The sequence below is a fragment of the Pyrococcus kukulkanii genome (genome assembly GCF_041647995.1).
GTDB lineage: Archaea > Methanobacteriota_B > Thermococci > Thermococcales > Thermococcaceae > Pyrococcus.
This window is the reverse complement of sequence record NZ_JARRIB010000001.1, coordinates 37,512-58,804: the sequence shown is the minus strand read 5'-3', so window position 1 is coordinate 58,804 and position 21,293 is coordinate 37,512. Positions and strand designations below refer to the sequence as shown.

Genomic DNA, 21,293 nt, shown 5'->3' with positions numbered 1-21,293 from the left:
AAAAGCTTGCGAGAATCAACCCTCAAAGTTAAAGATAAACAAAACAATATAACACTCAAGCCCAGGAGGTGTCGAGGTTGTCGTTTATCGCAGCCTTTGTTTGGTCTTATATCTTCTGGCTTGTCCTCACCGTGGGCAGTAAAGGATTACTGTGGAGTACGCAGGAACTTATAGCTGGTCTAATATTCTCGACTATCGTGGGCTACGCGACGAGGGGAATAATAGGAGATAGGGCGATAAGATTCCTAAATCCTATGAAGTGGATCCTTGCGGTAGCCTATACTCCTGTGCTTTTCTGGGGCATGGTCAAAGCAAACTTTGACGTTGCCTATAGGGTGATAACAGGAAAGATAAGGCCGGGCATAGTCAGAGTTCCAGTCAACCTTGAAAACGACGCTCAGTATGCAATTCTTAGCAATTCAATAACCCTAACGCCGGGAACCCTAACGGTGGATGCCTGTCCCGAAGAGAAGGTTCTCTACGTTCACTGGATAAATATTCCTAAAGGTCTTGAGTGGCCCGAGAACTCAGAACCTGTTTCAGGCCCATTCGAAAAATGGGCAAGGAGGTTGGGAGAATGATATTCTTTTACGCTGCACTCCTAGTGGGAGTAGCGGCTCTCTTGGCTGTGGCTAGACTCATCCTTGGCCCTAGCGTTCCAGACAGGGTCGTGGCCCTTGACACGCTCAACACCTTAGTAGTTGCTGCGATGGTTCTCTTAGGAGCTGCTTACAGCAGAACCATTTACATCGACATAGCTATTGTTTATGCCTTGCTAAGTTATATTGGAACGCTAGTTATAGCTAGATACCTCCAGGGGGGATTAATGTGATAGAGTACGTGATCTATAGTTTCCTCACAATTAGCATTGTCTTTAATTTCCTAGGGAGCATAGCACTTCACCGCTTTCCTGACGTCTACACAAGGCTTCATGGAGCGACGAAGTGCACCACCTTTGGCACGATATTTGCTGTTCTGGCCGTCGTTGTCCATGCTCTTGACATGCTTCATAGAACGGGGAATCCTAAGTACCTTCAGATGGCCTTTCACAGTGTCGTTGCCCTTATAGCTCTCCTACTAACGAATCCAACAGGTGCTCACGCCATCGCTAAGGCGGCCCACTTGAGTGGATATTTGCCGAAGAGGGCTGTTGTTGATGCATACCTCTTGAAGAGGAAGGAGGGGGAGAAAAATGAACCCTGCAACTCTTGACATGATAATCCAGGTGATAATATTGGTAAGTATTATAGTGACCTCTGTCCTCATCATAACCCTTCGCGATCTCCTCTCGGCTGCTCTCGCCTCAGCTGCCATGAGCTTACTCCTCAGTCTTGAGTTCTATATGCTTCACGCTCCTGACGTAGCTATAGCTGAGGCTGCTGTTGGTGCGGGTGTCGTTACGGCTGTTGTGGTTTATGCGATAGCCAAGACGGAAAGATGGGAGCGTGAGGCCCCATGAAGAAGGCACTGGCATTTCTCTCGTTACTCGTGATCTTTGCGGCTCTTCTTCTTGCGACACATCCTGATTATGGGATAAAGTTTGGCCTTAGTGGCAAGGACTGGCTCAAGTATCGCTACACTGATCAATACTACATAGAGCACGGTATTGAAGAGGTTGGAGGAACAAACATCGTAACTGACATAGTATTTGACTATCGTGGCTATGATACGCTTGGTGAAGCCACGGTTCTGTTCACGGCCATAGCTGGTGCCATAGCACTGTTAAGACCCTGGAGGAGGGATGAGAATGAATGACATGGGACTCATTGTAAGGACGCTTGCGAGGGCTACAATACCTCTTATAGGGATATTCGGAGCTTACATTGTTTCACACGGCCATCTTACACCTGGTGGTGGTTTCCAGGGGGGAGCTACAATAGCTGGAGCTGGAATACTCTTCCTTATCGCCTTTGGTCTTGAGGAGGCTAAGAAGAGGATAAATAAGAACCTGTATTCTGCCCTCGAGGGAATCGGTGGGCTTGTGTTCCTTGGGGCGGCAATGCTTGGTCTGAGTGTAGCCTTCTTCTACAACCTCCTCTGGCATAAAGGACCTATCCTCAACGGTCATCCTGGATCTCTCCTCTCGGCAGGTTACCTCCCGATAATGAACCTTGCCGTTGGTCTAAAGGTGTTCACAGGCCTTGTTTCAGCACTCATGGCAATAGCCCTCTACAGGAGGTGGCAGAAGTGATAGCCCTTCAATATCTCACAGCCTTAATAATGATAGCCCTCGGAATATATGCCTTCCTATACAAGCGCAACCTTATCAAGCTGATACTTGCTCTGGATCTCATTGACTCGGGAATTCACCTCCTTCTCATCAGCGAAGGATACAGGATGGAAAATGGCCTCCCACCAACCGCCCCAGTCTATACTGGATATGAAGGCGGGGCAATGGTTGCGCCGATTCCTCAGGCATTAGTTCTGACGAGCATAGTCATTGGAGTTTGTGTCCTTTCCTTGGCTGTTGCATTGGCTATTAACGCTTATAGACACTACGGAACGCTTGATGTAACAAAGCTCAGGAGGTTGAGGGGATGACGTGGTTACCGTTCCTAATAATCATTCCGTTATTTGGAGCATTTTCAATGCCAATCGTGAGCTTGCTAAAGGGAAAGGCTAAGGAGGTATGGGCCACAATAGTGAGCTTTGCCACCCTTATGGTTGGCATTCAAGTGTTTAGGGAGGTATGGAGCAAGGGGACGCTTCTCTATACACTAGGGGCTAGGAACCCCTTCGGCAAGGCAGATTTCCCGATTAGGATCGTTTGGGAGGTTGATAAGTTCGGGGCGATAATGGTTCTCATAATAACGTTTGTGAGCTTTCTCGCGGTTCTATACTCAATAGAATACATGAAGCATGACACGGGTCTTGAGAAGTTTTACACCTTAATCCTAATACTTGAACTTGGGATGCTTGGCATAGTGATAACAGGAGATATATTTAATTTCTACGTATTCCTTGAAATAATGAGCATAGCCAGTTATGCCTTAGTCGCCTTCAGGAACGACACTTGGGAGGCCATTGAAGCAGGCATAAAGTATATGTTCGTAGGTTCCCTCGCCAGCTCCTTCATTCTGCTTGGTGTAGCACTTCTCTATGGTCAGTATGGAACGCTAACCATGGGCTACTTGGCCGTCAAGATGGCTGAGAATCCAACAATAGTTGCCAAGGTAGCCTTAGCTTTATTCCTTGGGGGGCTGTTGTTCAAGAGTGGTGCCTCCCCAGTTCACATGTGGCTTGCAGATGCCCACCCAGCTGCTCCGAGCTCGATCTCAGCAATGCTTTCAGGTCTCGTGATTAAGGCCGGTGGAGTATATGCAATGGCAAGGATAATCTTCAGCGTATTCTGGCCAGCCCTCAATCCGGTAACCGTTGGATGGATAATAATATTCTTTGCTTGCATAACGCTCATAGTAGGAAACGCCATGGCAGTTGTGCAGGAAGACATGAAAAGGTTACTTGCATATTCATCGGTGGGTCAGATAGGTTACATCCTCCTCGGTTTGGGTATAGGAATAGTCGCTTATGGGACAAAAATTGGAGAGATTGCCCTGGCTGGAGCAATTTATCACGTGGTTAACCATGCGATAATGAAAGCCCTTCTCTTCCTTGTTGCTGGAGCAATAATCCATGAAATTGGAACAAGGAACCTCAACGAACTGAGCGGACTGGCAAAGACAATGCCGAAAACCTCATTTGCATTCCTAATTGGTGCTGCAGCAATAGTTGGTATGCCACCACTAAACGGCTTCGCGAGTAAGTGGTTGATCTACGAGAGCTCAGCATTGTTCAATCCAATACTTGGTGCTATAGCAATAATAGGAACTGCATTCTGTACCGCGGCTTACGTAAGAGTCCTCTTCACGTTCTTTGGAAGGCCAAGCGAGAAGGTACTCAACGCCAAGGATCCTGGAATTTCAATGTTGCTTCCCATGCTCATCCTAGTATTGGCAATAATAGTTATGGGACTTTTCCCATGGCAGATAAGTGACAAGTTTATGATTCCTGCAGCGAGAGGTCTTTGGGATGTTCTCGGTTATGTTGCAACCCTGATGGGAGGTGGTTAAAGTGTTTGGTTATTGGGATGCCCTTTACTTCGTCCTCGTCTTTATCATCGGTCTAATCCTTGCCTACCTCCTTGAGAGATGGGCAAAAAGTGCTGGAATGGGCACAAGGGAAGTTGGGGATGGTACAAAGATATTCATAAGCGGTGAAGATCCGGAGAAGACAATTCCAGGATTTGAGCACCTTGAAGGCTTCCATACAGGAAAGAACACCATGTGGGGTCTAATAAATGGAGCAAAGAGGTTCTTTGCTACCCTTAGGGCCGACCATACTGGATTGCTAACGGACTACGTTAGTTACCTCCTAATGACCACGGCATTCATACTTGTCGTGATACTGCTTAGGGGGTGAGGAAATGACGATTAAGGTTCCCGCCGATCAAGGTAATTCGCAGGAAAGGAAGAGGCTTGAAAAGAGAATTGCACAACTCTGCAGGTTCATTGGGAAATCCCCCTGGGTATTCCACGTAAACAGCGGAAGCTGTAACGGGTGTGATATCGAGATAATTGCCGCTTTAACTCCGCGATACGATGCTGAGAGGTTTGGAGTAAAGCTCGTAGGGAGCCCCAGGCATGCAGATATTTTGATAGTCACCGGACCAGTCACAAATCAGAGTTTGGAAAGGGTAAAGCTCGTGTACGAGCAAACTCCTGACCCAAAGGTGGTAATTGCAGTAGGAGCTTGCCCAACGGGTGGGAGTGTTTTCTACGAGAGTCCATTTACAAATGCCCCCCTTGATAACGTCATTCCAGTAGACGTCTTCGTTCCAGGATGTCCACCTAGGCCAGAAGCAATACTTTATGGCGTTGTTTTGGCTCTGGAAAAGCTTGCGAAGATGGTTAAGGGAGAGGTACCTCCTGAGGAGGGAGGAGGATGAGCAAGGAGGAAGAGTTCGTTGAAATAGTCAAACAGAAGTTTCCTGATGTTAGTGTTGTAATCAAGGAGAATAAGTGGGGTAGAAAGAGAGTGTGGATAAATGTACCTAGGGAGAGTTTTAGGGACTTCATGAAGTTCCTGAGGGAGTATGATGAGGATGCCCACTATTCTATAGCTATAGGGGAAGACGTTGGCGAGGCGATAGATTTCAGCATTCACTTCCTACTAAAGTACGAAGATGCTCCGGCCATTTCATTGATAGTTAAGACAAGCGTTCCCAAAGATGATCCGGTGCTTCCCGACATAAGTGACATATTCCCAATCTCCCTCCAGTTCGAGAGGGAAGTCATGGAGATGATAGGAATAGACTTTGAAAATGCTCCTGACAAGAGAAGGTTATTCCTCCCCGACGACTTCCCAGAGGGTATCTATCCTCTAAGGCTTGACGACAAGGGAATTCCAGAGGAGATGGTGAAGAACGCTGGTCATCCTTACCTATTGAGGAGGGGTGAGTGATGACGAAGAAAGTTGAATACTGGGTTAAGATTCCATTCGGCCCAATTCATCCTGGACTTGAGGAGCCTGAGAAGTTCATTCTAACGCTCGACGGTGAGAGGATAGTTAGCGTTGACGTTAAGCTCGGCTATAACCTTAGAGGCATTCAATGGATAGCAATGAGAAGGAACTACGTTCAGATTATGTACCTGGCTGAAAGGATTTGTGGAATATGCTCATTTTCACATAATCACACGTACGTTAGAGCAGTTGAGGAGATGGCCGGAATAGAAGTTCCAGAGAGGGCGGAGTACATAAGGGTTATTATAGGTGAACTTGAGAGAATACACTCTCATCTTCTTAATCTAGGTGTCGTTGGGCATGACATAGGCTACGATACCGTCCTTCACTTAACTTGGCTGGCTAGAGAAAAGGTCATGGACGTGCTCGAGGCGATAACGGGAAACAGGGTTAACTATTCGATGATGACCATTGGTGGCGTTAGAAGGGACATAGAGGAGAAGCATAAGAGATTGTTGCTGGAGATGATCAAGTACTACCGAGAAGTACTTCCCCAAATTGAAGATGTGTTCTTGCATGACTCAACCATTGAGGCTAGATTGAGGGACTCGGCTATAATTCCTAGGAAACTCGCAATTGAGATGGGAGCAGTCGGCCCCACTGGTAGAGGTTCGGGAGTTAAGGATGATGCAAGATGGAGCGAGAGATTGGGAGTTTATCCTGATCTTGGAATCAAGCCAGTAATGCCTGAAGATGTCACAGGGGAAAAGGCCAGGGGAGATATATATGATAGGATGGCCGTTAGAATAGGCGAATTGTGGCAGAGCCTCGAGCTGATAGAGCATGCTCTCGATCAGATGCCTGAGGGTAAGATAAAGACTTTCCCAAAGGACAATGTCCTAGTGGCGAAGTTAAAGATCCTTGGAGATGGGGAGGGCATAGGAAGATATGAGGCCCCGAGAGGTGAGCTTGTCCACTACGTTAAGGGCAAGAAGGGAAGGGACGGTCCAGTAAGGTGGAAGATGAGAGAGCCAACGTTTCCGAATATCTTCGCTATAGCTAAAGGATTAGAAGGTAACCAGCTAGCTGATGCCGTCGTTGCAATTGCATCGATAGATCCCTGCCTTAGCTGTACCGATAGAGTTGCTGTGATAAAGGATGGGAAGAAGTTCATACTGACAGAGAAAGATCTTCTAAGGCTTTCTATAAAGAAGACAAGAGAAATAAATCCCGATATTAAGGGAGATCCAACTCCCGCGGGAGTTGGATGCTCTAGGGGGGTGCTGCTATGAAGTTAATTTATGCTATCCTAGGCTTAGTTGCCCTTTACATTTACGTCTCCATAATGTCCTTACTGTTCGCGGGAATTGATAGAAAGCTAGTTGCGAGAATGCAGAGGAGAATAGGACCACCAATACTGCAGCCTTTCTATGACTTCCTAAAGCTCGTTAGCAAGGAAACCATAATTCCAAATACTGCAAATTTCATGTTTAGAGCTGCTCCATTGCTTATGCTTGCAACGACGATAGCCTTGTTAGCCTACACTCCCTTGGGCTTTGCCCCCATCTTTGCAACCAAGGGTGATATCATCGTGTTTATTTACTTACTAACTCTCGCCGACTTCTTCCTTATAGTTGGTGTTATGAGCTCTGGAAGCCCCTACGGTAGGATAGGTGCATCTAGAGAAGTGGCAATGCTTGTTTCAAGGGAGCCAGCAATGATGCTTGGAGTTTTCACCGTGATGTGGGGAATCTCAAAGCTTGGAGTTCAGAAGCCCTTCAGCCTTTCAAGCTTATATGAGCATAATATCTGGGAATTAGGTCCAATGGCTTGGGTGGCTGGGGCAATACTAATTTACGTCTTTATGGCATGGCTGGCAAGTGAGATAGAGGCAGGATTCTTCAACATTCCAGAAGCTGAGCAGGAAATTGCCGAGGGAACCCTTGTTGAGTACAGTGGTAGGTACTTGGCGATAATAAAGCTTGCCGAATCAATGAAGGAGTTTATAGCAGCCTCACTCGTAGTTGCAGTATTGTTCCCATGGCAACTTGACATGCCTGGGATTCAGGGTTACATAGCCAACCTACTCATCCACACCCTAAAGGTATTCATAGTCCTCTTCGTTGCAAAAACTATCTTTAGAACCGTTACTGGTAGGCTGAAGATTAGCCAAGCAGTGAACTTGCTATGGACTAGAGTGTTTGCCGCTAGTGTTATCGGAGCCCTAATCCTTGCAATGGGGGTGAGCCTATGATTAGACTTCCTCTCTTATCTACTGTCATTAAGAACCTCTTCAAGAAACCAGCGACAAACCCTTTCCCTAAGACGGAGCCCGTGCCAGTTCCTGAGAACTTTAGGGGGAAAATAATATACAATGTCGACAAGTGCGTTGGCTGTAGGATGTGCGTCACTGTATGTCCCGCAGGAGTCTTCGTGTACCTTCCAGAGATAAGGAAAGTAACCCTATGGACAGGGAGGTGTGTGTTCTGCAAGCAGTGCGTTGATGTCTGTCCGACAAATGCGCTCCAAATGAGTGACGAGTTCCTCCTTGCGAGCTACGACAAGTATGATTCAAAATTCATCTATGTAACTCCGGAAGAAGCTGAAGAAATCAAGAAGAAGCAGGCGGAATTGAAGAAGGCTAAGGAACAAGCTAAGGGTAAGAAGGGTCAGTGAACCGGTCTTCATCACCGTTCAGGTCAGGGAGTTTTCATCATTCAAAATATTATAAACCCCTCCCCTCTTTTAATTCTTGATGTTTAATATAATAGTCAGGGCAAGAAAAGATGCAAAGGCAATTCAGTACATCAATGAGAGAAACTATGGAGGGTACTTGAGAGTTTCGAGCTTAGGTGGAGGGAGGAGGTTTGAAGAAGTAGAGGATAACCTCCACGATGCATTAAGCGATCCATACATCCCGATACTACTTTTTGGAGAGAAGGAAAAGGAGTTAGCGAAAGATATCGCAAATGAGCTAGAAGGGCCCTATTTCATCAGAGTTCTCAGAACGAAGAGAGTTAGAAACATGAGGGTTGATGAGCTGTACTCTCATATTGAGGAGATAAAGGCTAGATTTAGGCTGGGTGTTGCTTGGGATGCTGATCACTATATTTTTACCCCTAATAATCCGCTTGGCTTGGAAATAAATCCAGATTATGACCTCTACTTTGCAATGGGAGAGGATTTCCGAAAGAATATGGTTGATCTGCTGGGTCTTGATCCCGGAGATGTATCTTTGGTTCTGAGAAAAACTATGAACATTGAGGAGTACTATTCGGGTCCAAATAAAATAGCGGAAATAAGCAAGGTTCTTGGCCAACCCACTGAGATTAAGTGGAGAGCACCTGCACTTGAAGAAGTTTCCCTTAAGGAAACTATCAAAGCAAATGAAAATTATATTAATGCTTTTGAAAAAGCAAGCATATCTTTTCTCAGGAACTTTGCCGACAGAACTGCAGTAGTGCCATGGAGCGGTGGAAAAGATTCCACTGCGACTTTAATATTGGCCAGTAAAGTGTTCGATGAAGTCACCGCTATCTATGTGAGAATGGAATATGAAATGCCCTTAACAGATGAATACGTTGAGGAAGTAGCCAAAAAGCTTGGAATAAATCTTGTGAAAGTCAACGTTCCCATGCCCATTCATAAGTATGGCTTACCAACCCACACCAATAGATGGTGCACAAAGATGAAGGTCGAGGCTCTCTATAATGCTGTAAGGGAAATTGAGAATCCAATACTTATCGTAGGAGACAGGGATGCTGAGAGTGCCAAGAGAAGGCTTAAACCTCCTGTTGTAACTAGGAAAACCCCCTTAGGGGAGATAACAGAGGTAATGCCAATTAAGTTCTGGAGCGGAGCAATGGTTCAGCTATACATCCTTATGAATGGGTTTGAGTTACATCCCTTATATTACCAGGGGTTCTACAGGTTGGGTTGTACGATATGTCCAAGTTTGGCCCAGTGGGAGATAGATCTGCTTAGTAAGCTTGGATACCTTCCAAAATTTATGAAAGAAGGGAAAATCAACGACGCCTAAAGATTGCTACTAGCACTCCTATCAGCACCATTATTGCGGGTCCGCATATTCTTGTAGAGGTAGGTTGTGTAATAGTTTCCGTTTTTGTTATTGTTATTGTTGTAGTTACCTCCGTGCTATTTTGGCCTATTGGTGAGGATATCGTTGGGGTACTTGAACTTTCACCACTGGATTTCCAACCCAAGAAGACCATTGCAGTTTCCTTTGCATACTGGTAAAATATCATTGCTGTTATGATGTCCTGTAGGTCTCCTTTGGCTTCATAGCTCTCCGCGAACTCATAGTATGCCATTGATAAGAGTGGTACCGTTCCTCCCTCCTCAGCTAATCCTATTGCGATTTTTGCATCTTCTTTCATCATTTTAAGCTTATCCCTTAGAACACTAATGTTCTCAATTCCTATCGTGTCAAGTATAACTTCTCCTCTTATCCTTGCCTCCATTGCCGAAAACAGTGCTGCTGAGTATTTCCCATCTTCATAGTACTGTTCTCCCTTGTTTAAAGTATCCACAAGATCCTGAAGGTTTTGTTGGCCAAACATAGAGGTTATATATGTAACTATAAGCCTTGCATTGTCAAGCTGATTTCTAGCGGCTTTCTTTATTGCTTCTCTTGAGATGGTTTCTCCTTTTGCGTATCTTTCCCCTAATTGGGCCCACAATTTGGCAGTTTTAGCTCTTTCATAAGCGTAAGCTACATTGCCAATTGCATCCCAATAGTCTTGTTTGTAATATGCTGCTTGCGCTTCCTTTAGATACTCTTTAGCATCCTCAATTCTTGTTTCACTGGCTGCCACTGCTTGTAACATTGTAACTCCTCTTATTGTGAGATTAGAAACGTAAGTTTCAATCCCATCAATTTCCTTCTTTGCCTCAAGGAATATATCCTCAAGATCCCTTCCTTCATAAACATCTATATACCAATCAACATGTCTTATAATTATCCTCGCTTGGAAGTCAAGACTCATTGCTGTGTAGTATTTTCCATTATTTAAAGCATCTTTCGCACTTTGAAGGGTTCTATATGCACTGTCAAGAGCTGTTTTAAGGTAATTGTATGTTGAATAACTAACTTCACTATTCTTCAGCTTCTCACTTATATTCTCGTAGTACTTAAGGGTATCTTCATAATCCTGCTTTGCATCTCTTTCCAGGAAACTAGTACTTATTAGAATCTGCCCCTTAGGCTTGGGCCTTTCAAGCTTGTGACCTGTGAAGTAGTAGATTGCATCGTAAATATCCCTCACTTCTATTACCTTCAATCCCCATCTTTCTTCTGCATATTTTGCTACATCTACCTTCTTTTGGGTTGTAGTTATCTGAGTAATAGGTCCAATTTGTTTCCTCTGGGTCTCCATTACAACTTGGATTCTTTGGCCTTCTGGAATTAAAAATATTCTTGCTCCTGCTTGGTGTGCTGCTGATGCTTTTTCTAATATTCCTCCTACTGGACCAATACTTCCATCCGGATTTATCATTCCTGTCATCATGACGTCGCTTTTAAGTTCCCATCCCATAAGGGCTGCAATGATCCCTACTGTCATGGTACCTCCGGCCGATGGGCCTCCAATTATGGGAGAGTCTGCCTTTACTTGGATGAAAACATCGTACTTGCTCATATCTATTCCTAGGATTCTGCCTGCTACTTCAGCTGCGAGCCTTGCTGATGCCTGCATGTCAACTTCCGTTAAGGGCCATGTCTCAACGTACACATGCCCACTCCCTGGAGCCACCGTAATTACAAATTCAGTTGGCACTCCTATCATTTCTCCAGTAGAGGTCATTGAAACTGCAGGAGCTTTTAAAACTACAGTTCGCCCTTCCAAAGGACACTGGGCAAGAGTTAATTTGGAAAGAAGAACCAACATAACGAAAAGGAGCATTACAACCTTTTTCTTCATTTTCAGCCACCGAAAAAATAGGAATAAAGTGGGATATATACGAGTTTCGCTTAAATATTAACTTTTGGAAGCCAAGATTCTGCCAAGTCTCCAGCTATAGGGAACTTGAACTTCTCTCCTTGATACGCCTTTATTATTCCGAGTATCCAAGCTATTAAAGCAACTACTGTTACTACCGTATTAAAAACCCACCCAATAATTGGGATTACTCTGAAGACGGCTCCTAAAAGTATCAAGCCCAGGAACGTTATCGTTGATTGGAGGGCGTGAAATCTCACAAACTCGCTCTCTTTTTCTAGGGCTAGGATTATTATACCCGTGATGAAGATCCCAACGTAACTCAGGGCTGCCTCAACGTTCTCTTCTAGATCCAATGATGTTTTGCTGCTCATGGTTATTCCCTCCTTATGAGAGTTTTAGATTTACTTAAAAATGCTTTTACAGAAATTTTCATGGTGGTAAAAATGCTCCATCATGTTAAGCTTATCTACGCAACGAAAAGCAGAAAGCTAGTTGGAAAGAAAATAGTCCTCGCAATTCCTGGGAGCATAGCTGCAGTTGAATGTGTGAAACTTGCCAGGGAGTTGATAAGACATGGAGCTGAGGTTCATGCGGTAATGAGCGAGAGTGCCACAAAAATAATCCACCCCTATGCTATGGAATTTGCAACAGGAAATCCAGTTGTAACTGAAATTACGGGGTTTATAGAGCATGTTGAGTTGGCAGGAGAGCATGAGAATAAGGCCGACCTAATTTTAGTGTGCCCTGCAACGGCCAACACCATTAGTAAGATCGCCTGCGGAATAGACGATACTCCCGTGACTACAGTTGTTACAACTGCATTCCCACATATCCCAATAATGATAGCTCCTGCAATGCACGAGAGCATGTACAGGCATCCAATAGTTAGGGAAAACATTGAAAAGCTGAAAAGGCTTGGCGTGGAGTTCATAGGCCCCAGGATAGAAGAAGGGAAGGCAAAAGTTGCGACAGTTGATGAAATAGTATATAGAGTGATAAGGAAGTTGCATCCGAAAACCCTGAAAGGGAAGCGTGTTCTCGTTACTGCTGGGGCTACTCGCGAATACTTAGATCCAATAAGGTTCATAACTAATGCTAGTAGTGGAAAGATGGGAGTTGCTTTAGCGGAGGAGGCGGACTTTAGAGGGGCGGAGGTCACGCTAATAAAAACAAAGGGTAGTGTTCCCAGCTTCGTGGAGAATCAGATAGAAGTTGAAACGGTTGAGGAAATGCTTAACGTAATAGAAGGAGAGCTATCAAAGAAGAAGTATGATGTCGTGATAATGGCTGCAGCTGTAAGCGATTTCAGACCTAAGGTAAAGGCCCAGGAAAAGATAAAGAGCGGTCAGAGGATTGTACTTGAACTTGAGCCCACTCCAAAAATAATAGATAGGATAAAAGAAATTCAGCCAGATGTGTTTCTAGTTGGCTTTAAGGCTGAAACATCCATGGATAGGTTAGTGAACGAGGCAAAGAGACAGATAGAGAGGGCTAAGAGTGACATGGTCATTGGGAATACGCTAGAAGCTTTCGGGAGCGAAGAAAACAAGGTCGTTATTGTAACAAAAGATGAAATTAAAAACCTGCCAAAGATGAAGAAGAGGGAGCTTGCGGAAAAAATATGGGACGAAATAGAGAGGTTACTCTGAATTCTTTTCTTCTTTCTTTGGTGGAGTTTGTGTCTTTGGCTTTGGTGGCCTTATTCCATATCCAACGATCTTGAACTTGAACGTTTCACCGTTCCTGAGGTAGTAAGTTACTTCGCCGGTCTCTTCATTGAAGTATATTTTTTCCACTGGAAATCTCCAATCCTTGAATTCTTCTTGTATTTCCTTGAACTTGTCCGGATGTATTGGAACCCAATCGTAAAGGACTAGCTCCTCCTCTTCTCCAGTGGTCGTTAATATGTAGCTCTCTATGAATCCCAGCGCCCCAGTTGGACACACATCAACACAGAACTGGCAGAAGGTGCACCTCCCATAGTCTATCTTTGGATGTGGTCTCTTCTCCATCTTACCATCAACCTCTATCCACGTCATCTCTATTGCCCTAGCTGGACATATCTGACCGCAGAAGTTACACCCAACGCACTTTTTCCAGTCTAAAGTGTGGAATCCCCTGTACTTTGGAGCGGGTTCAATTTTTTCGTAAGGTATCTTTATCGTAACCGGTTTTTTGAAGATGTATTTAAGGCCAAGCCAGGGTTTAATGAATGAGGGGCTCTTTTTGACCTTATCTTCTCCAACAACTTTCGCGGGCATGAGCATCACCTGTCTATATCAGGTGGACAGTTGTCAAGGCTCATTAATATAATGGGGACGTCGGCTATTCTCGCTCCAACTAACAGCTGTTCCAACACCCTTATTCCATGAGCAATGCTCGGTCCCCTCACGTGAACTCTGTAGGGTTTATTCCCCCCATCGCTGACAATGTAGGCTCCGAAATCCCCCTTTGTTGATTCCACGTGAGCGAAGGCATCTCCTGCCGGAACCTTGAACCTTGGCAGATTCTTCAACCTGGGGTCTTCAACCTTATATGAACCACTTGGCGGGCCCATTTCAAGCAGTTGCTCCAGGATGTAGAGATCCTGCTCAAGCTCGTACCTTCTTACGAGTGCTCTGGCTAGCGCATCCCCTTCCTTGAGCGTTGGAACTTCAAAGTCGAGCTCTGGGTAGAAGAGGTAGGGATCATCCTTTCTCACGTCGTAAGCAACTCCAGTTGCTCTCAAATTTGGCCCGGTAACTCCCTCTGCTAATGCGAACTTCTTGTCCATGACTCCTATTCCTTCCATTCTCTTATAGGTTATGTAGTTCTCGAATACGAGGTTGTCAAAGTCCGGTAACTTTGACCTTATGTACTCAACGGTGTCTTTTAGTTGTCTTAGCCACTTATCCCCAGGGATATCCCTTCTAACTCCTCCCGGAATCGTGTAAATATGGTAGACTCTGGCTCCCGTCAACTCTTCGAAGAGCCTCATGAGTCTCTCCCTATATGCAGCGGCCCACTGTCCTGCGGTGTAAACACCTAACTTAAAACTTAGCCCCATTATCCAGAAGAGGTAAGCTGAGACCCTCGCCATTTCTAAAACTACAGTCCTTATCCACTGAGCCCTTTCTGGAACTTCCCAGCCAATGATTTCATCGACGGCCATTGAGTATATCGCCTCGGGAACATCGGACTCTGGGACACAGATCCTAAGAAGTAGTGCTATGTTCGTGTACCAGGGCCTAAATTCTGCTAGTTTTTCGAAGCCTCTGTGGAGAAATCCTGGGTTTGCTATGGCTTTTACGACCCTGTTACCATCCATCTTTAAGATTATGCTGAAGTTCTCAGTGGCCATGTGTTGTGGACCAAAGAACAACTCATAAGTGTCCTTCTCTATTGGATAGAGCTCCATCCCGTTCTCTCTCGCTTCCTTAATTAACTCCTCTTGGGTGACCATTAATACCACCTCAGATGACGTACTTGTCTTTATTTTCGTCAAATCTATCCAGGATCTTATACTTCTTCTTCACGTAACCAAGCATGTCAAAGTCCTTTCTGTGGGGGTATAGTCCTCTCTCCGGATCATCAAGAATCCATGGCATCTCCATCTTCTCGTTACCTTCAAAGTAAACGCCGAAGAAATCATGGACATCTCTCTCGTAGGTTTCCGCTGCCGGATAAATGTCCCTAACCGTTGGCATTTTTGCCTTGTCAAGATCCCTGGGAATTCTAACTTTAACCATTGCATGAGTTCTGAGTTCAACGTTCATTAAGTGATACACAAGCTCTATCTCTCCATCCTTGACCCAATCCACTGCCGATATCTGCAACATTAGTGGAAAGTTGTTCTCCTTCATGAGCATCAGGAAGTCCCGTATCCTCTCGGCTGGGATCTTGAACTCAAGCCTCCTCTCTCTTCTAACCCTGCCCTCTGCGTACGGTGCTTTCTCTAGGATTTTCTTCACGATCTCTTCCCCGACTTCCCAAGTCATTCTTTGACCTCCTTTTTCTTGTCAATGAGCCATGGTATCCACTTCCTCGCCTCTTTCTCCCTCCATCCTTCACCCAAGAGTTCATCTTGATTCTTCCTGTACCATTCGTAGTTCTCCCTGTACCTCTTCCATCCATCAGCTTCTCCACTCTCTATCATCTCCATCAGCTTGTGTATCCCATCGAGAACTGCTTCTGGCCTAGGCATGCATCCAGCTATAAAAACATCAACTGGGATATACTTGTCAAGATGCTTTATCGCGTTGTAAGAATCCCAGTACACTCCACCATTTAATGGGCAGGAACCATGAGCTAAGACCCACTTGGGATCTGGCGCCATCTCATATGTGATTATTATCCTTTTGAGAGTCTTTGGGGTCACGTAACCTGTTATAAGGAATAGGTCGTACTGCCTTGGGCTTGGGTCCGCCAACATTCCGAACCTCTCAATGTCGTACCTTGACGTCATAAGCGGAGGCATCTCTATTCCACCGCATCCTGTACAGAAGGACACAATCCAAAGACTCTTCTTTCTCGCCCAGTTGAACAGTGGCTCAAACAACCTCCAGTCTACCATCCTCCTCACCTCATAAGCTCGCTAGTATTGCACCCAAAGCTGCAATTATCGTTGGCCACTTCCAGTAGAACCTCGCGGCCTGATCGATGGTGAACCTGGGGAATATCGTGCTTATGAATATCGCTAGCAGGAGGACTGCAAGTTGCTTAATTAGTAGAATGCCTAGCGTTGCGAGCGTGTTGAGTATTGAATTGGCGAATGTCGTTACCACGGCTCCTCCGAGGAATATGTTCGAGAAGAACAGTGTTTCTGCAAATAAGCCAATGGCGTGCTGTATCTGGAGGATACCCATGTGCTTTCCTCCGAACTCGACCATTGGGCCCAAGGATATTTCACCTGGGGCTGTCATAATATCAAAAGGTTCTTTTCCAAACATAGCTTGGAGGACTATGTCATAGGCTATGGCAGCGAGCAGTAATGGTAAGTGAAATATGCTCCACCCATGGGCTTGCTGAGCCATTACAATCTCGTACGTGCTGAATGTTCCATAGTACTCAGCCAATGCAACTATTGCAAATCCTAGGGGGACCTGAATTGCAAGCATTGTTAATAAAGCTCTCTGAGCGCCAATTCCTGCGTATGGATTTCCTGAACTCATTGCCGCAAACATTATTCCGAGCATCGGTATCTCGAGGAGGAACGTGATTAAGATCAAATCACCATAGGCTCTGAGTATGCTAACTCCGCCAAGGGGAATAAACATAAGTGCGAGTATCGTAGCTCCTAGTGCGAAGATGATTCCGAAGTCGTAAATGACGCCATGTGTAATGTTCTCCTTCTTGCTCAAGAACTTAATGGTGTCAATTATAGGCTGATATATCGGAGGTCCAATTCTCCTCTGTATCCTTGCGGTGACCTTTCTAATTATCCCCATGAACATGAATCCTACAAGGGTTGCGTATAAAATTATTAGGAGGGCCTTAAGAAATACCCCTAGCATTTTTCACACCCCCATCGCGGCGAGTATTACCAATATTATAGCGAGGTACCATGCATAAGCCTGAACATTTCCATTGTAAACATAATTCCTTGCAGTCTCGGCGAAGTCCTCAATGCTCTTCCAAATATCATGATAAAGCCTGTCAAAGCTTATTTTCAGCCAAAATGCCATCACTTCCCTAAGCGGGAGGAAGAAGTTCCTCCTTATCGTGAGATTGTACTCCATCGTTATCGGGTTACCTGACTGGTACGTGTCGGTAATCGGAACCCTTCTAACATTAGCACCCAGGAAGTAGACTATTGCAGCAATGAGCACTCCAATGACCATCCATATCGTTAGCAGTAATCCGTTGTACCTACCGAAGCCAAGGTCAAGCTCCCATATGTTGCCGGCGATTACTGGTTTGTCAAATATCTTGTTGAGTTCTTGAGCCACTATTCCCGGGGCTACTCCGAATACTACATTGAGAGCTCCAAGAATCCCCATAGCGATTGCTAGTGGAAGGGGTGCGTCCTTTGTACCTTCAAGGTCGCTTGGTCTCTGGCCGAACCACACTGCGTAGGTGAACCTAATCAGGTAGACGAAACCTATTGCACTACCAAAGAATATCATTCCACCGAGTATTGGGAGATTTTCATGAATTACGGCTTCAAATATAAGCCATTTGCTTGCGAATCCTACCAGTGGTGGAATTCCGGCTAGGCTGAGGATTGCTATGAACGCCATGGCAAAGGTATAAGGCATCTTCTCCGCTAGTCCACCAAAGTCCTTGAATTCCGTCTTTCCGGTTCTGTAGATTAGGGTTGCCACTATCAGGAAGAACAATCCCTTGAAGAGAGCATGGCTTATCGCGTGGTATATTGCAGCCTCAATACTTAGAGCGGTTCCAACACCTAAGCCAACTAGAATGTATCCTATCTGGCTTATACTTGAGTAGGCAAAGAGCTTTCTTATGTCCTCCTGTAGTGCCGCTAGAATTCCTCCTACGATGATGGTTAGACCACCCAGGAACGCTATTATATAACCAAACGTTGGCGCGCTCCTGAAGTGGCCAAACTCAACTATGAGCTTCCCGTACATGAGGATGTAGAGGAGTATGAACCCGTAAACACCAGCTTTGCTCAAAACTCCGCTGAACATAGCAGTATAGCTCTGATTGGTTTCGCTGTAAGCATCCGGTGCCCAGACGTGAAGTGGGAACATTCCCGCTTTAACACCAAAGGCCAGGAGGAATAGGCCGTAGATTAGCATTGTCTCGGTCTTCGTGAATAGTCCGGGGCCTCCCATCATCTTCGTCATGGCATCTTGGGTGAATGCTACTGAAACTTCCGGGAATGTTAGCGTTCCGGTCTTGGCGTATATGAGGCCTATCGCAATTAGCATTGCATAAGCCCCGACTATGCTGAGGATGAAGTACTTCAGTGAAGCATGCCTGTTATATTTTAAAACCATCATGAAACTCGCAAACGTCATGATCTCCCAAGCTATGAAGAACGTTATTAGATCGTAAGCCATGAATACCCCAAGAACTCCAGTAAGGCTCATCAGAGCAAAGAGCCACTCCCAGTTGTCCCTCGCAGTTGATATCATCCCCAGGATAGCGGTGAAGCCAACAACGGCAGCTATCATTGAAAATACCCATGTTAAGTGGGAGAGCATTAGACCAAGCTTAAACCCTGCAATGTTTATTGTGAACTCAAGCCTCTCCCCAAGTGAGGGGTACAGCTTGATTAGTAAGGCTAAGGGAATCAGTGAGCCTGCAACTCCAATGATCTCCCTTACTCCCCTAATCCTTAGAAGCCAAGCTAGGAATCCTGCAACTAGAGGGGAAATTACGATGATTGGCAACTCGTTCATGATCCCACCCCCACGAGAGGAACGTTCTTAACGTAGTTGGCCACGTTGAATATGTCGCTTCCCGCCTTAACGACAATATTCCACACGGGTGCTGGATCAACACCTATGAGGATTATAATTGCTGCTAATATGACTAGAATACCAGCTATGACTCCTTCTTTGATCCTAATTCCTCCACCCATGAACCACATCCTGTGGATGAGCCTGAAGTAATAGACAGCCTCAACTACACTCGCGAATAGCACTAGCACTGCGGCCCAAAAGAACCCCGCTTGGAGTGTTGCTAGAATAATTCTAAGCTTGCTCCAGAACACGTTGAAGAGGGGGACTCCAACCGTTGCAGCCCCTGCTACGGTTATGGCTAGTGCTGTAAGCGGCATCTTCTTGCCCAGCCCCTCGAAGTTCTCCATGGTTGTTCCGCCCATTGCAATTCCAACGTACCCTATGGCGAGGAAGAGCAGGGTTTTCACTATTGCATGGTTAACCATGTGGAAGACCCCAGCATCGACTCCAGCTTGTGTTCCCAGGGAGAACGCTAAGGCTATTAGACCTACTTGACCTATACTCGAGTACGCTATCATCCTTTTGACATCTTTCTGCCTTAATGCTGAAAGCTCGGCGAATACGACCGTTAGAGTTGCCATTATTACGAGCAGTCTAAGAAGTGAGCTCCAGCCGCTGGCCTTTTGTAGGAGGTAGAGTAGCCTTGCCAGGGCGTATATTCCGGCCTTAACAACGAAGGCGGAGAACATTGCCGTTACTGGATGTGGGGCTGCTTGGTAGGCATCAGGTGCCCAAGCGTTTAGGGGAAACAGTTCAGCTTCAACCGCGAGCCCGAACATTATGAGGGCTAGCCCCACTTGGGCCACTATTGGATTTATTGAGTTTGCAAGCTCAGCCAGCTGGGCCATGTTGAGCGTTCCAGTGGCCCCGTAGAGGAGGGCAACACCTACGAGGAAGAAGCTTGATCCTATTCCTCCCAAAACTATGTACTTCATTGAGGCCTCTGCCGCCTCCCCGGTCTTGTTATATGCAGTTAAGGCATAGGCTGTGATCGCGGTTATCTCCATGAAGACGAATAGGTTGAATATATCTCCCGTGGCAATCATTCCGGTAGCTCCAAGCATCAGTAGGAGGAAGAGCATTGCATATTTGTCTATTGGCTCAGTTGTTACAGCTTTAAGGCTGAAGATGGCCATGATGAAGCTAACGACCGCTATTATCAGGACGAACAGCGCTGCAAAGTGCCCTATGTAGAGGTTAATTCCTATTGGGGGCCTCCAGCCACCGGCGTAGATTATTATAGGCTTGCCAGTTGTGTACACCTCTTTGAATACCCATCCGGCTATTCCCGTCTGGATTAACGTGATGAGGACGAGGTATGGTTTTATCAGTGACTTGTTTATCTGTTTTAGCACGGGAACGAAGAATGCGCTGATGAGAGGAAGGGCTATTAACAGGGATGCAACCTGATTCATCCTCTCAACCTCCTTATCTCTTCTATGTTTAGGGTTCCATACTTCTCATACAGGATTATAGCAACGCTAAGTGCCATTGCAGTTGTGGCAACTCCTATAACTATCGCGGTAAGAACTAGAGCCTGTGGAATTGGATCTACGGCTTGAGAAGGAGTTATGCCTTCGCTAAGAATTGGAGCTGACTTTCCAGATACATATCCTATACTTATCAGGAGCAAGTTTACACCGGTCTCCATTATGCTGAGCCCAACGAGTATCTTTAGGAGGTTCTTCTTTACTAGGACAGTGTAGAGGCCTATGAGGATTAGAGCGATTGCCCCGAAGTAATAGGCTGAGATCATTCTTTCACCTCCTCCTTGAGCATGTTGTCTATAATTCCGCTGAGCTCTGTTCCGACCTTGATTCCAATGATCGTGTAGATTACTGGGATGAAGCCTCCACTGACCAGCCTTCCTATGTTGCTAGTTCCAAGGTGCCACGTCTGCCATATCCAGTCGAAGAGAAAGTAACCACCAATTGCCAATCCTATAAGGCCAACGAGAACGTAGCCCATCCCTGCGAACCCTTCCGTGACCTCGAAGCCTTTGTGTGGGATCTCGTAGATTGTGAATGCCATGTACATCAGGAGGAAGGCTGTAGCTATCGTTGCTCCTCCTGGGAAACCTCCTCCTGGGGTAAGGTGACCGTGGATGAATATGTACATCCCAAACAGCATTATAAACGGGAACAGTAGCTTCGAGCCAGTGGTAAGCACAACGGATCCCTTAGTCTTTGCGGTTCTCTTCCTTTTCTTTCTCCACAGAAGGGCTCCAACACCTGTGGAAGCTATGAATAAAACTGTGACCTCACCCAGGGTATCGAAACCTCTGTAGTTAACTACAACGGCCGTTACCGCGTTTACCGCTCCAGTCTGCTCCTTAACGTGATCTAAGTAGTATTTACTAACAAGCATCTTATCTTGACCGAAGGGAACCTGGGATAAGCCTTGGGCAAGCCAGTATCCTATGATTAGGATAGCAACTATCGCAAGTGCCCTTTTTAGCATG

The 21,293-nt window shown here is 45.7% G+C and carries 27 protein-coding genes and 1 other RNA gene; 16 read left to right on the top strand and 12 right to left on the bottom strand.

Going from position 1 to position 21,293, the window contains the following annotated elements; genetic code table 11:
• Window positions 1-77 precede the first annotated feature (77 nt).
• Genes P8X24_RS00385 through P8X24_RS00320 form a run of 14 tightly spaced genes read left to right on the top strand, consistent with a single transcriptional unit; the run spans window position 78 to window position 8,136 of the window.
• Complete coding sequence (locus P8X24_RS00385; RefSeq protein WP_068324103.1) at window positions 78-581, top strand: monovalent cation/H+ antiporter subunit E; 504 nt, start codon at window positions 78-80, stop codon at window positions 579-581.
• Window positions 578-832 (top strand): cation:proton antiporter, encoded by a 255-nt coding sequence (locus P8X24_RS00380; protein WP_068324105.1) that lies wholly within the window; start codon window positions 578-580, stop codon window positions 830-832. Before P8X24_RS00385 ends, P8X24_RS00380 begins: the two co-directional genes overlap by 4 nt.
• A complete protein-coding gene (gene mnhG, locus P8X24_RS00375) occupies window positions 829-1,212 on the top strand; it encodes a monovalent cation/H(+) antiporter subunit G (protein WP_372842315.1) in 384 nt (127 codons plus the stop codon). Before P8X24_RS00380 ends, mnhG begins: the two co-directional genes overlap by 4 nt.
• A complete protein-coding gene (locus P8X24_RS00370; protein WP_068324110.1) occupies window positions 1,193-1,459 on the top strand; it encodes a hydrogenase subunit MbhD domain-containing protein in 267 nt (88 codons plus the stop codon). Before mnhG ends, P8X24_RS00370 begins: the two co-directional genes overlap by 20 nt.
• Window positions 1,456-1,755, top strand: a complete 300-nt coding sequence (gene mbhE, locus P8X24_RS00365) for a hydrogen gas-evolving membrane-bound hydrogenase subunit E (protein ID WP_068324112.1) — start codon at window positions 1,456-1,458, stop codon at window positions 1,753-1,755. The genes P8X24_RS00370 and mbhE overlap by 4 nt, the downstream gene beginning before the upstream one ends.
• Window positions 1,748-2,191 carry a Na(+)/H(+) antiporter subunit B gene (locus tag P8X24_RS00360; protein WP_082775972.1) on the top strand — a complete coding sequence of 148 codons (444 nt, stop codon included), beginning with the start codon at window positions 1,748-1,750 and terminating at the stop codon, window positions 2,189-2,191. Before mbhE ends, P8X24_RS00360 begins: the two co-directional genes overlap by 8 nt.
• On the top strand, window positions 2,188-2,541 hold the full coding sequence (locus P8X24_RS00355; RefSeq protein WP_068324116.1) for an NADH-quinone oxidoreductase subunit K: 354 nt from the start codon (window positions 2,188-2,190) through the stop codon (window positions 2,539-2,541). The genes P8X24_RS00360 and P8X24_RS00355 overlap by 4 nt, the downstream gene beginning before the upstream one ends.
• Entirely contained in the window at window positions 2,538-4,070 is a 1,533-nt protein-coding gene (locus tag P8X24_RS00350; RefSeq protein WP_372913573.1) for a proton-conducting transporter transmembrane domain-containing protein, read from the top strand. Before P8X24_RS00355 ends, P8X24_RS00350 begins: the two co-directional genes overlap by 4 nt.
• Before the next feature lies 1 nt (window position 4,071).
• The gene (locus tag P8X24_RS00345) at window positions 4,072-4,419 is read left to right on the top strand and encodes a hydrogenase (RefSeq protein ID WP_068324121.1); all 348 of its coding nucleotides are present in this window, start codon (window positions 4,072-4,074) and stop codon (window positions 4,417-4,419) included.
• 4 nt (window positions 4,420-4,423) lie between these two features.
• On the top strand, window positions 4,424-4,945 hold the full coding sequence (locus P8X24_RS00340; protein WP_372913572.1) for an NADH-quinone oxidoreductase subunit B family protein: 522 nt from the start codon (window positions 4,424-4,426) through the stop codon (window positions 4,943-4,945).
• Window positions 4,942-5,460 (top strand): NADH-quinone oxidoreductase subunit C, encoded by a 519-nt coding sequence (locus P8X24_RS00335; RefSeq protein WP_372913571.1) that lies wholly within the window; start codon window positions 4,942-4,944, stop codon window positions 5,458-5,460. The genes P8X24_RS00340 and P8X24_RS00335 overlap by 4 nt, the downstream gene beginning before the upstream one ends.
• Complete coding sequence (locus tag P8X24_RS00330; RefSeq protein ID WP_372913570.1) at window positions 5,460-6,752, top strand: hydrogenase large subunit; 1,293 nt, start codon at window positions 5,460-5,462, stop codon at window positions 6,750-6,752. Before P8X24_RS00335 ends, P8X24_RS00330 begins: the two co-directional genes overlap by 1 nt.
• The gene (locus tag P8X24_RS00325; protein WP_372913569.1) at window positions 6,749-7,714 is read left to right on the top strand and encodes a respiratory chain complex I subunit 1 family protein; all 966 of its coding nucleotides are present in this window, start codon (window positions 6,749-6,751) and stop codon (window positions 7,712-7,714) included. The genes P8X24_RS00330 and P8X24_RS00325 overlap by 4 nt, the downstream gene beginning before the upstream one ends.
• Complete coding sequence (locus P8X24_RS00320; RefSeq protein ID WP_372913568.1) at window positions 7,711-8,136, top strand: 4Fe-4S dicluster domain-containing protein; 426 nt, start codon at window positions 7,711-7,713, stop codon at window positions 8,134-8,136. Before P8X24_RS00325 ends, P8X24_RS00320 begins: the two co-directional genes overlap by 4 nt.
• Here the strand turns inward: P8X24_RS00320 and P8X24_RS00315 are convergent.
• An RNA gene (locus tag P8X24_RS00315) (C/D box small nucleolar RNA) lies at window positions 8,127-8,181 on the bottom strand. The genes P8X24_RS00320 and P8X24_RS00315 overlap by 10 nt on opposite strands.
• A gap of 34 nt (window positions 8,182-8,215) precedes the next feature.
• Here P8X24_RS00315 and P8X24_RS00310 point away from each other — a divergent pair.
• Entirely contained in the window at window positions 8,216-9,499 is a 1,284-nt protein-coding gene (locus tag P8X24_RS00310) for a phosphoadenosine phosphosulfate reductase domain-containing protein (protein ID WP_372913567.1), read from the top strand.
• Here P8X24_RS00310 and P8X24_RS00305 read toward each other — a convergent pair.
• Together P8X24_RS00305 and P8X24_RS00300 are read right to left on the bottom strand one after the other, a co-directional pair.
• A complete protein-coding gene (locus P8X24_RS00305; protein WP_372913566.1) occupies window positions 9,486-11,399 on the bottom strand; it encodes a S16 family serine protease in 1,914 nt (637 codons plus the stop codon). The genes P8X24_RS00310 and P8X24_RS00305 overlap by 14 nt on opposite strands.
• Before the next feature lie 50 nt (window positions 11,400-11,449).
• Window positions 11,450-11,791: a DUF4870 domain-containing protein gene (locus tag P8X24_RS00300; protein WP_372913565.1), complete on the bottom strand. Its 342-nt coding sequence runs from the start codon at window positions 11,789-11,791 to the stop codon at window positions 11,450-11,452.
• Between the two features lie 72 nt (window positions 11,792-11,863).
• Here P8X24_RS00300 and coaBC point away from each other — a divergent pair, with 72 nt between their 5' ends.
• On the top strand, window positions 11,864-13,069 hold the full coding sequence (coaBC, locus tag P8X24_RS00295) for a bifunctional phosphopantothenoylcysteine decarboxylase/phosphopantothenate--cysteine ligase CoaBC (RefSeq protein ID WP_372914164.1): 1,206 nt from the start codon (window positions 11,864-11,866) through the stop codon (window positions 13,067-13,069).
• Here coaBC and nuoI read toward each other — a convergent pair.
• From nuoI to P8X24_RS00250, 9 genes are read right to left on the bottom strand one after another with little or no spacing between them, the layout of a single operon-like run.
• Window positions 13,061-13,681, bottom strand: a complete 621-nt coding sequence (gene nuoI / locus P8X24_RS00290; protein WP_372913564.1) for an NADH-quinone oxidoreductase subunit NuoI — start codon at window positions 13,679-13,681, stop codon at window positions 13,061-13,063. The genes coaBC and nuoI overlap by 9 nt on opposite strands.
• A gap of 5 nt (window positions 13,682-13,686) precedes the next feature.
• Window positions 13,687-14,862 carry an NADH-quinone oxidoreductase subunit D gene (locus tag P8X24_RS00285; protein WP_372913563.1) on the bottom strand — a complete coding sequence of 392 codons (1,176 nt, stop codon included), beginning with the start codon at window positions 14,860-14,862 and terminating at the stop codon, window positions 13,687-13,689.
• A 10-nt stretch (window positions 14,863-14,872) separates the two neighbouring features.
• Window positions 14,873-15,397, bottom strand: a complete 525-nt coding sequence (locus P8X24_RS00280) for an NADH-quinone oxidoreductase subunit C (protein WP_372913562.1) — start codon at window positions 15,395-15,397, stop codon at window positions 14,873-14,875.
• Complete coding sequence (locus P8X24_RS00275) at window positions 15,394-15,972, bottom strand: NuoB/complex I 20 kDa subunit family protein (RefSeq protein ID WP_372913561.1); 579 nt, start codon at window positions 15,970-15,972, stop codon at window positions 15,394-15,396. Before P8X24_RS00275 ends, P8X24_RS00280 begins: the two co-directional genes overlap by 4 nt.
• A 10-nt stretch (window positions 15,973-15,982) precedes the next feature.
• Entirely contained in the window at window positions 15,983-16,912 is a 930-nt protein-coding gene (locus P8X24_RS00270) for a respiratory chain complex I subunit 1 family protein (protein WP_372913560.1), read from the bottom strand.
• A 3-nt stretch (window positions 16,913-16,915) separates the two neighbouring features.
• Window positions 16,916-18,769, bottom strand: a complete 1,854-nt coding sequence (locus P8X24_RS00265) for a proton-conducting transporter transmembrane domain-containing protein (RefSeq protein WP_372913559.1) — start codon at window positions 18,767-18,769, stop codon at window positions 16,916-16,918.
• On the bottom strand, window positions 18,766-20,247 hold the full coding sequence (locus tag P8X24_RS00260) for a proton-conducting transporter transmembrane domain-containing protein (RefSeq protein ID WP_372913558.1): 1,482 nt from the start codon (window positions 20,245-20,247) through the stop codon (window positions 18,766-18,768). The genes P8X24_RS00265 and P8X24_RS00260 overlap by 4 nt, the downstream gene beginning before the upstream one ends.
• Window positions 20,244-20,588 carry an NADH-quinone oxidoreductase subunit K gene (locus P8X24_RS00255; protein ID WP_372913557.1) on the bottom strand — a complete coding sequence of 115 codons (345 nt, stop codon included), beginning with the start codon at window positions 20,586-20,588 and terminating at the stop codon, window positions 20,244-20,246. Before P8X24_RS00255 ends, P8X24_RS00260 begins: the two co-directional genes overlap by 4 nt.
• Window positions 20,585-21,292 carry a Na(+)/H(+) antiporter subunit B gene (locus tag P8X24_RS00250; protein ID WP_372913556.1) on the bottom strand — a complete coding sequence of 236 codons (708 nt, stop codon included), beginning with the start codon at window positions 21,290-21,292 and terminating at the stop codon, window positions 20,585-20,587. Before P8X24_RS00250 ends, P8X24_RS00255 begins: the two co-directional genes overlap by 4 nt.
• Window position 21,293: the final 1 nt, after the last annotated feature.

Coding starts and splice junctions, on each gene's coding strand:
- P8X24_RS00255 (WP_372913557.1), bottom strand. CDS start 20,588: ATGATCTCAGCCTATTACTTCGGGGCAATCGCTCTAATCCTCATAGGC.
- P8X24_RS00265 (WP_372913559.1), bottom strand. CDS start 18,769: ATGAACGAGTTGCCAATCATCGTAATTTCCCCTCTAGTTGCAGGATTC.
- P8X24_RS00330 (WP_372913570.1), top strand. CDS start 5,460: ATGACGAAGAAAGTTGAATACTGGGTTAAGATTCCATTCGGCCCAATT.
- P8X24_RS00350 (WP_372913573.1), top strand. CDS start 2,538: ATGACGTGGTTACCGTTCCTAATAATCATTCCGTTATTTGGAGCATTT.
- P8X24_RS00320 (WP_372913568.1), top strand. CDS start 7,711: ATGATTAGACTTCCTCTCTTATCTACTGTCATTAAGAACCTCTTCAAG.
- P8X24_RS00280 (WP_372913562.1), bottom strand. CDS start 15,397: ATGACTTGGGAAGTCGGGGAAGAGATCGTGAAGAAAATCCTAGAGAAA.
- P8X24_RS00310 (WP_372913567.1), top strand. CDS start 8,216: ATGTTTAATATAATAGTCAGGGCAAGAAAAGATGCAAAGGCAATTCAG.
- P8X24_RS00305 (WP_372913566.1), bottom strand. CDS start 11,399: ATGAAGAAAAAGGTTGTAATGCTCCTTTTCGTTATGTTGGTTCTTCTT.
- P8X24_RS00360 (WP_082775972.1), top strand. CDS start 1,748: ATGAATGACATGGGACTCATTGTAAGGACGCTTGCGAGGGCTACAATA.
- nuoI (WP_372913564.1), bottom strand. CDS start 13,681: ATGCCCGCGAAAGTTGTTGGAGAAGATAAGGTCAAAAAGAGCCCCTCA.
- P8X24_RS00270 (WP_372913560.1), bottom strand. CDS start 16,912: ATGCTAGGGGTATTTCTTAAGGCCCTCCTAATAATTTTATACGCAACC.
- P8X24_RS00275 (WP_372913561.1), bottom strand. CDS start 15,972: ATGGTAGACTGGAGGTTGTTTGAGCCACTGTTCAACTGGGCGAGAAAG.
- P8X24_RS00380 (WP_068324105.1), top strand. CDS start 578: ATGATATTCTTTTACGCTGCACTCCTAGTGGGAGTAGCGGCTCTCTTG.
- P8X24_RS00300 (WP_372913565.1), bottom strand. CDS start 11,791: ATGAGCAGCAAAACATCATTGGATCTAGAAGAGAACGTTGAGGCAGCC.
- P8X24_RS00335 (WP_372913571.1), top strand. CDS start 4,942: ATGAGCAAGGAGGAAGAGTTCGTTGAAATAGTCAAACAGAAGTTTCCT.
- coaBC (WP_372914164.1), top strand. CDS start 11,864: ATGCTCCATCATGTTAAGCTTATCTACGCAACGAAAAGCAGAAAGCTA.
- P8X24_RS00285 (WP_372913563.1), bottom strand. CDS start 14,862: ATGGTCACCCAAGAGGAGTTAATTAAGGAAGCGAGAGAGAACGGGATG.
- P8X24_RS00370 (WP_068324110.1), top strand. CDS start 1,193: ATGAACCCTGCAACTCTTGACATGATAATCCAGGTGATAATATTGGTA.
- P8X24_RS00340 (WP_372913572.1), top strand. CDS start 4,424: ATGACGATTAAGGTTCCCGCCGATCAAGGTAATTCGCAGGAAAGGAAG.
- P8X24_RS00250 (WP_372913556.1), bottom strand. CDS start 21,292: ATGCTAAAAAGGGCACTTGCGATAGTTGCTATCCTAATCATAGGATAC.
- mbhE (WP_068324112.1), top strand. CDS start 1,456: ATGAAGAAGGCACTGGCATTTCTCTCGTTACTCGTGATCTTTGCGGCT.
- P8X24_RS00325 (WP_372913569.1), top strand. CDS start 6,749: ATGAAGTTAATTTATGCTATCCTAGGCTTAGTTGCCCTTTACATTTAC.
- P8X24_RS00260 (WP_372913558.1), bottom strand. CDS start 20,247: ATGAATCAGGTTGCATCCCTGTTAATAGCCCTTCCTCTCATCAGCGCA.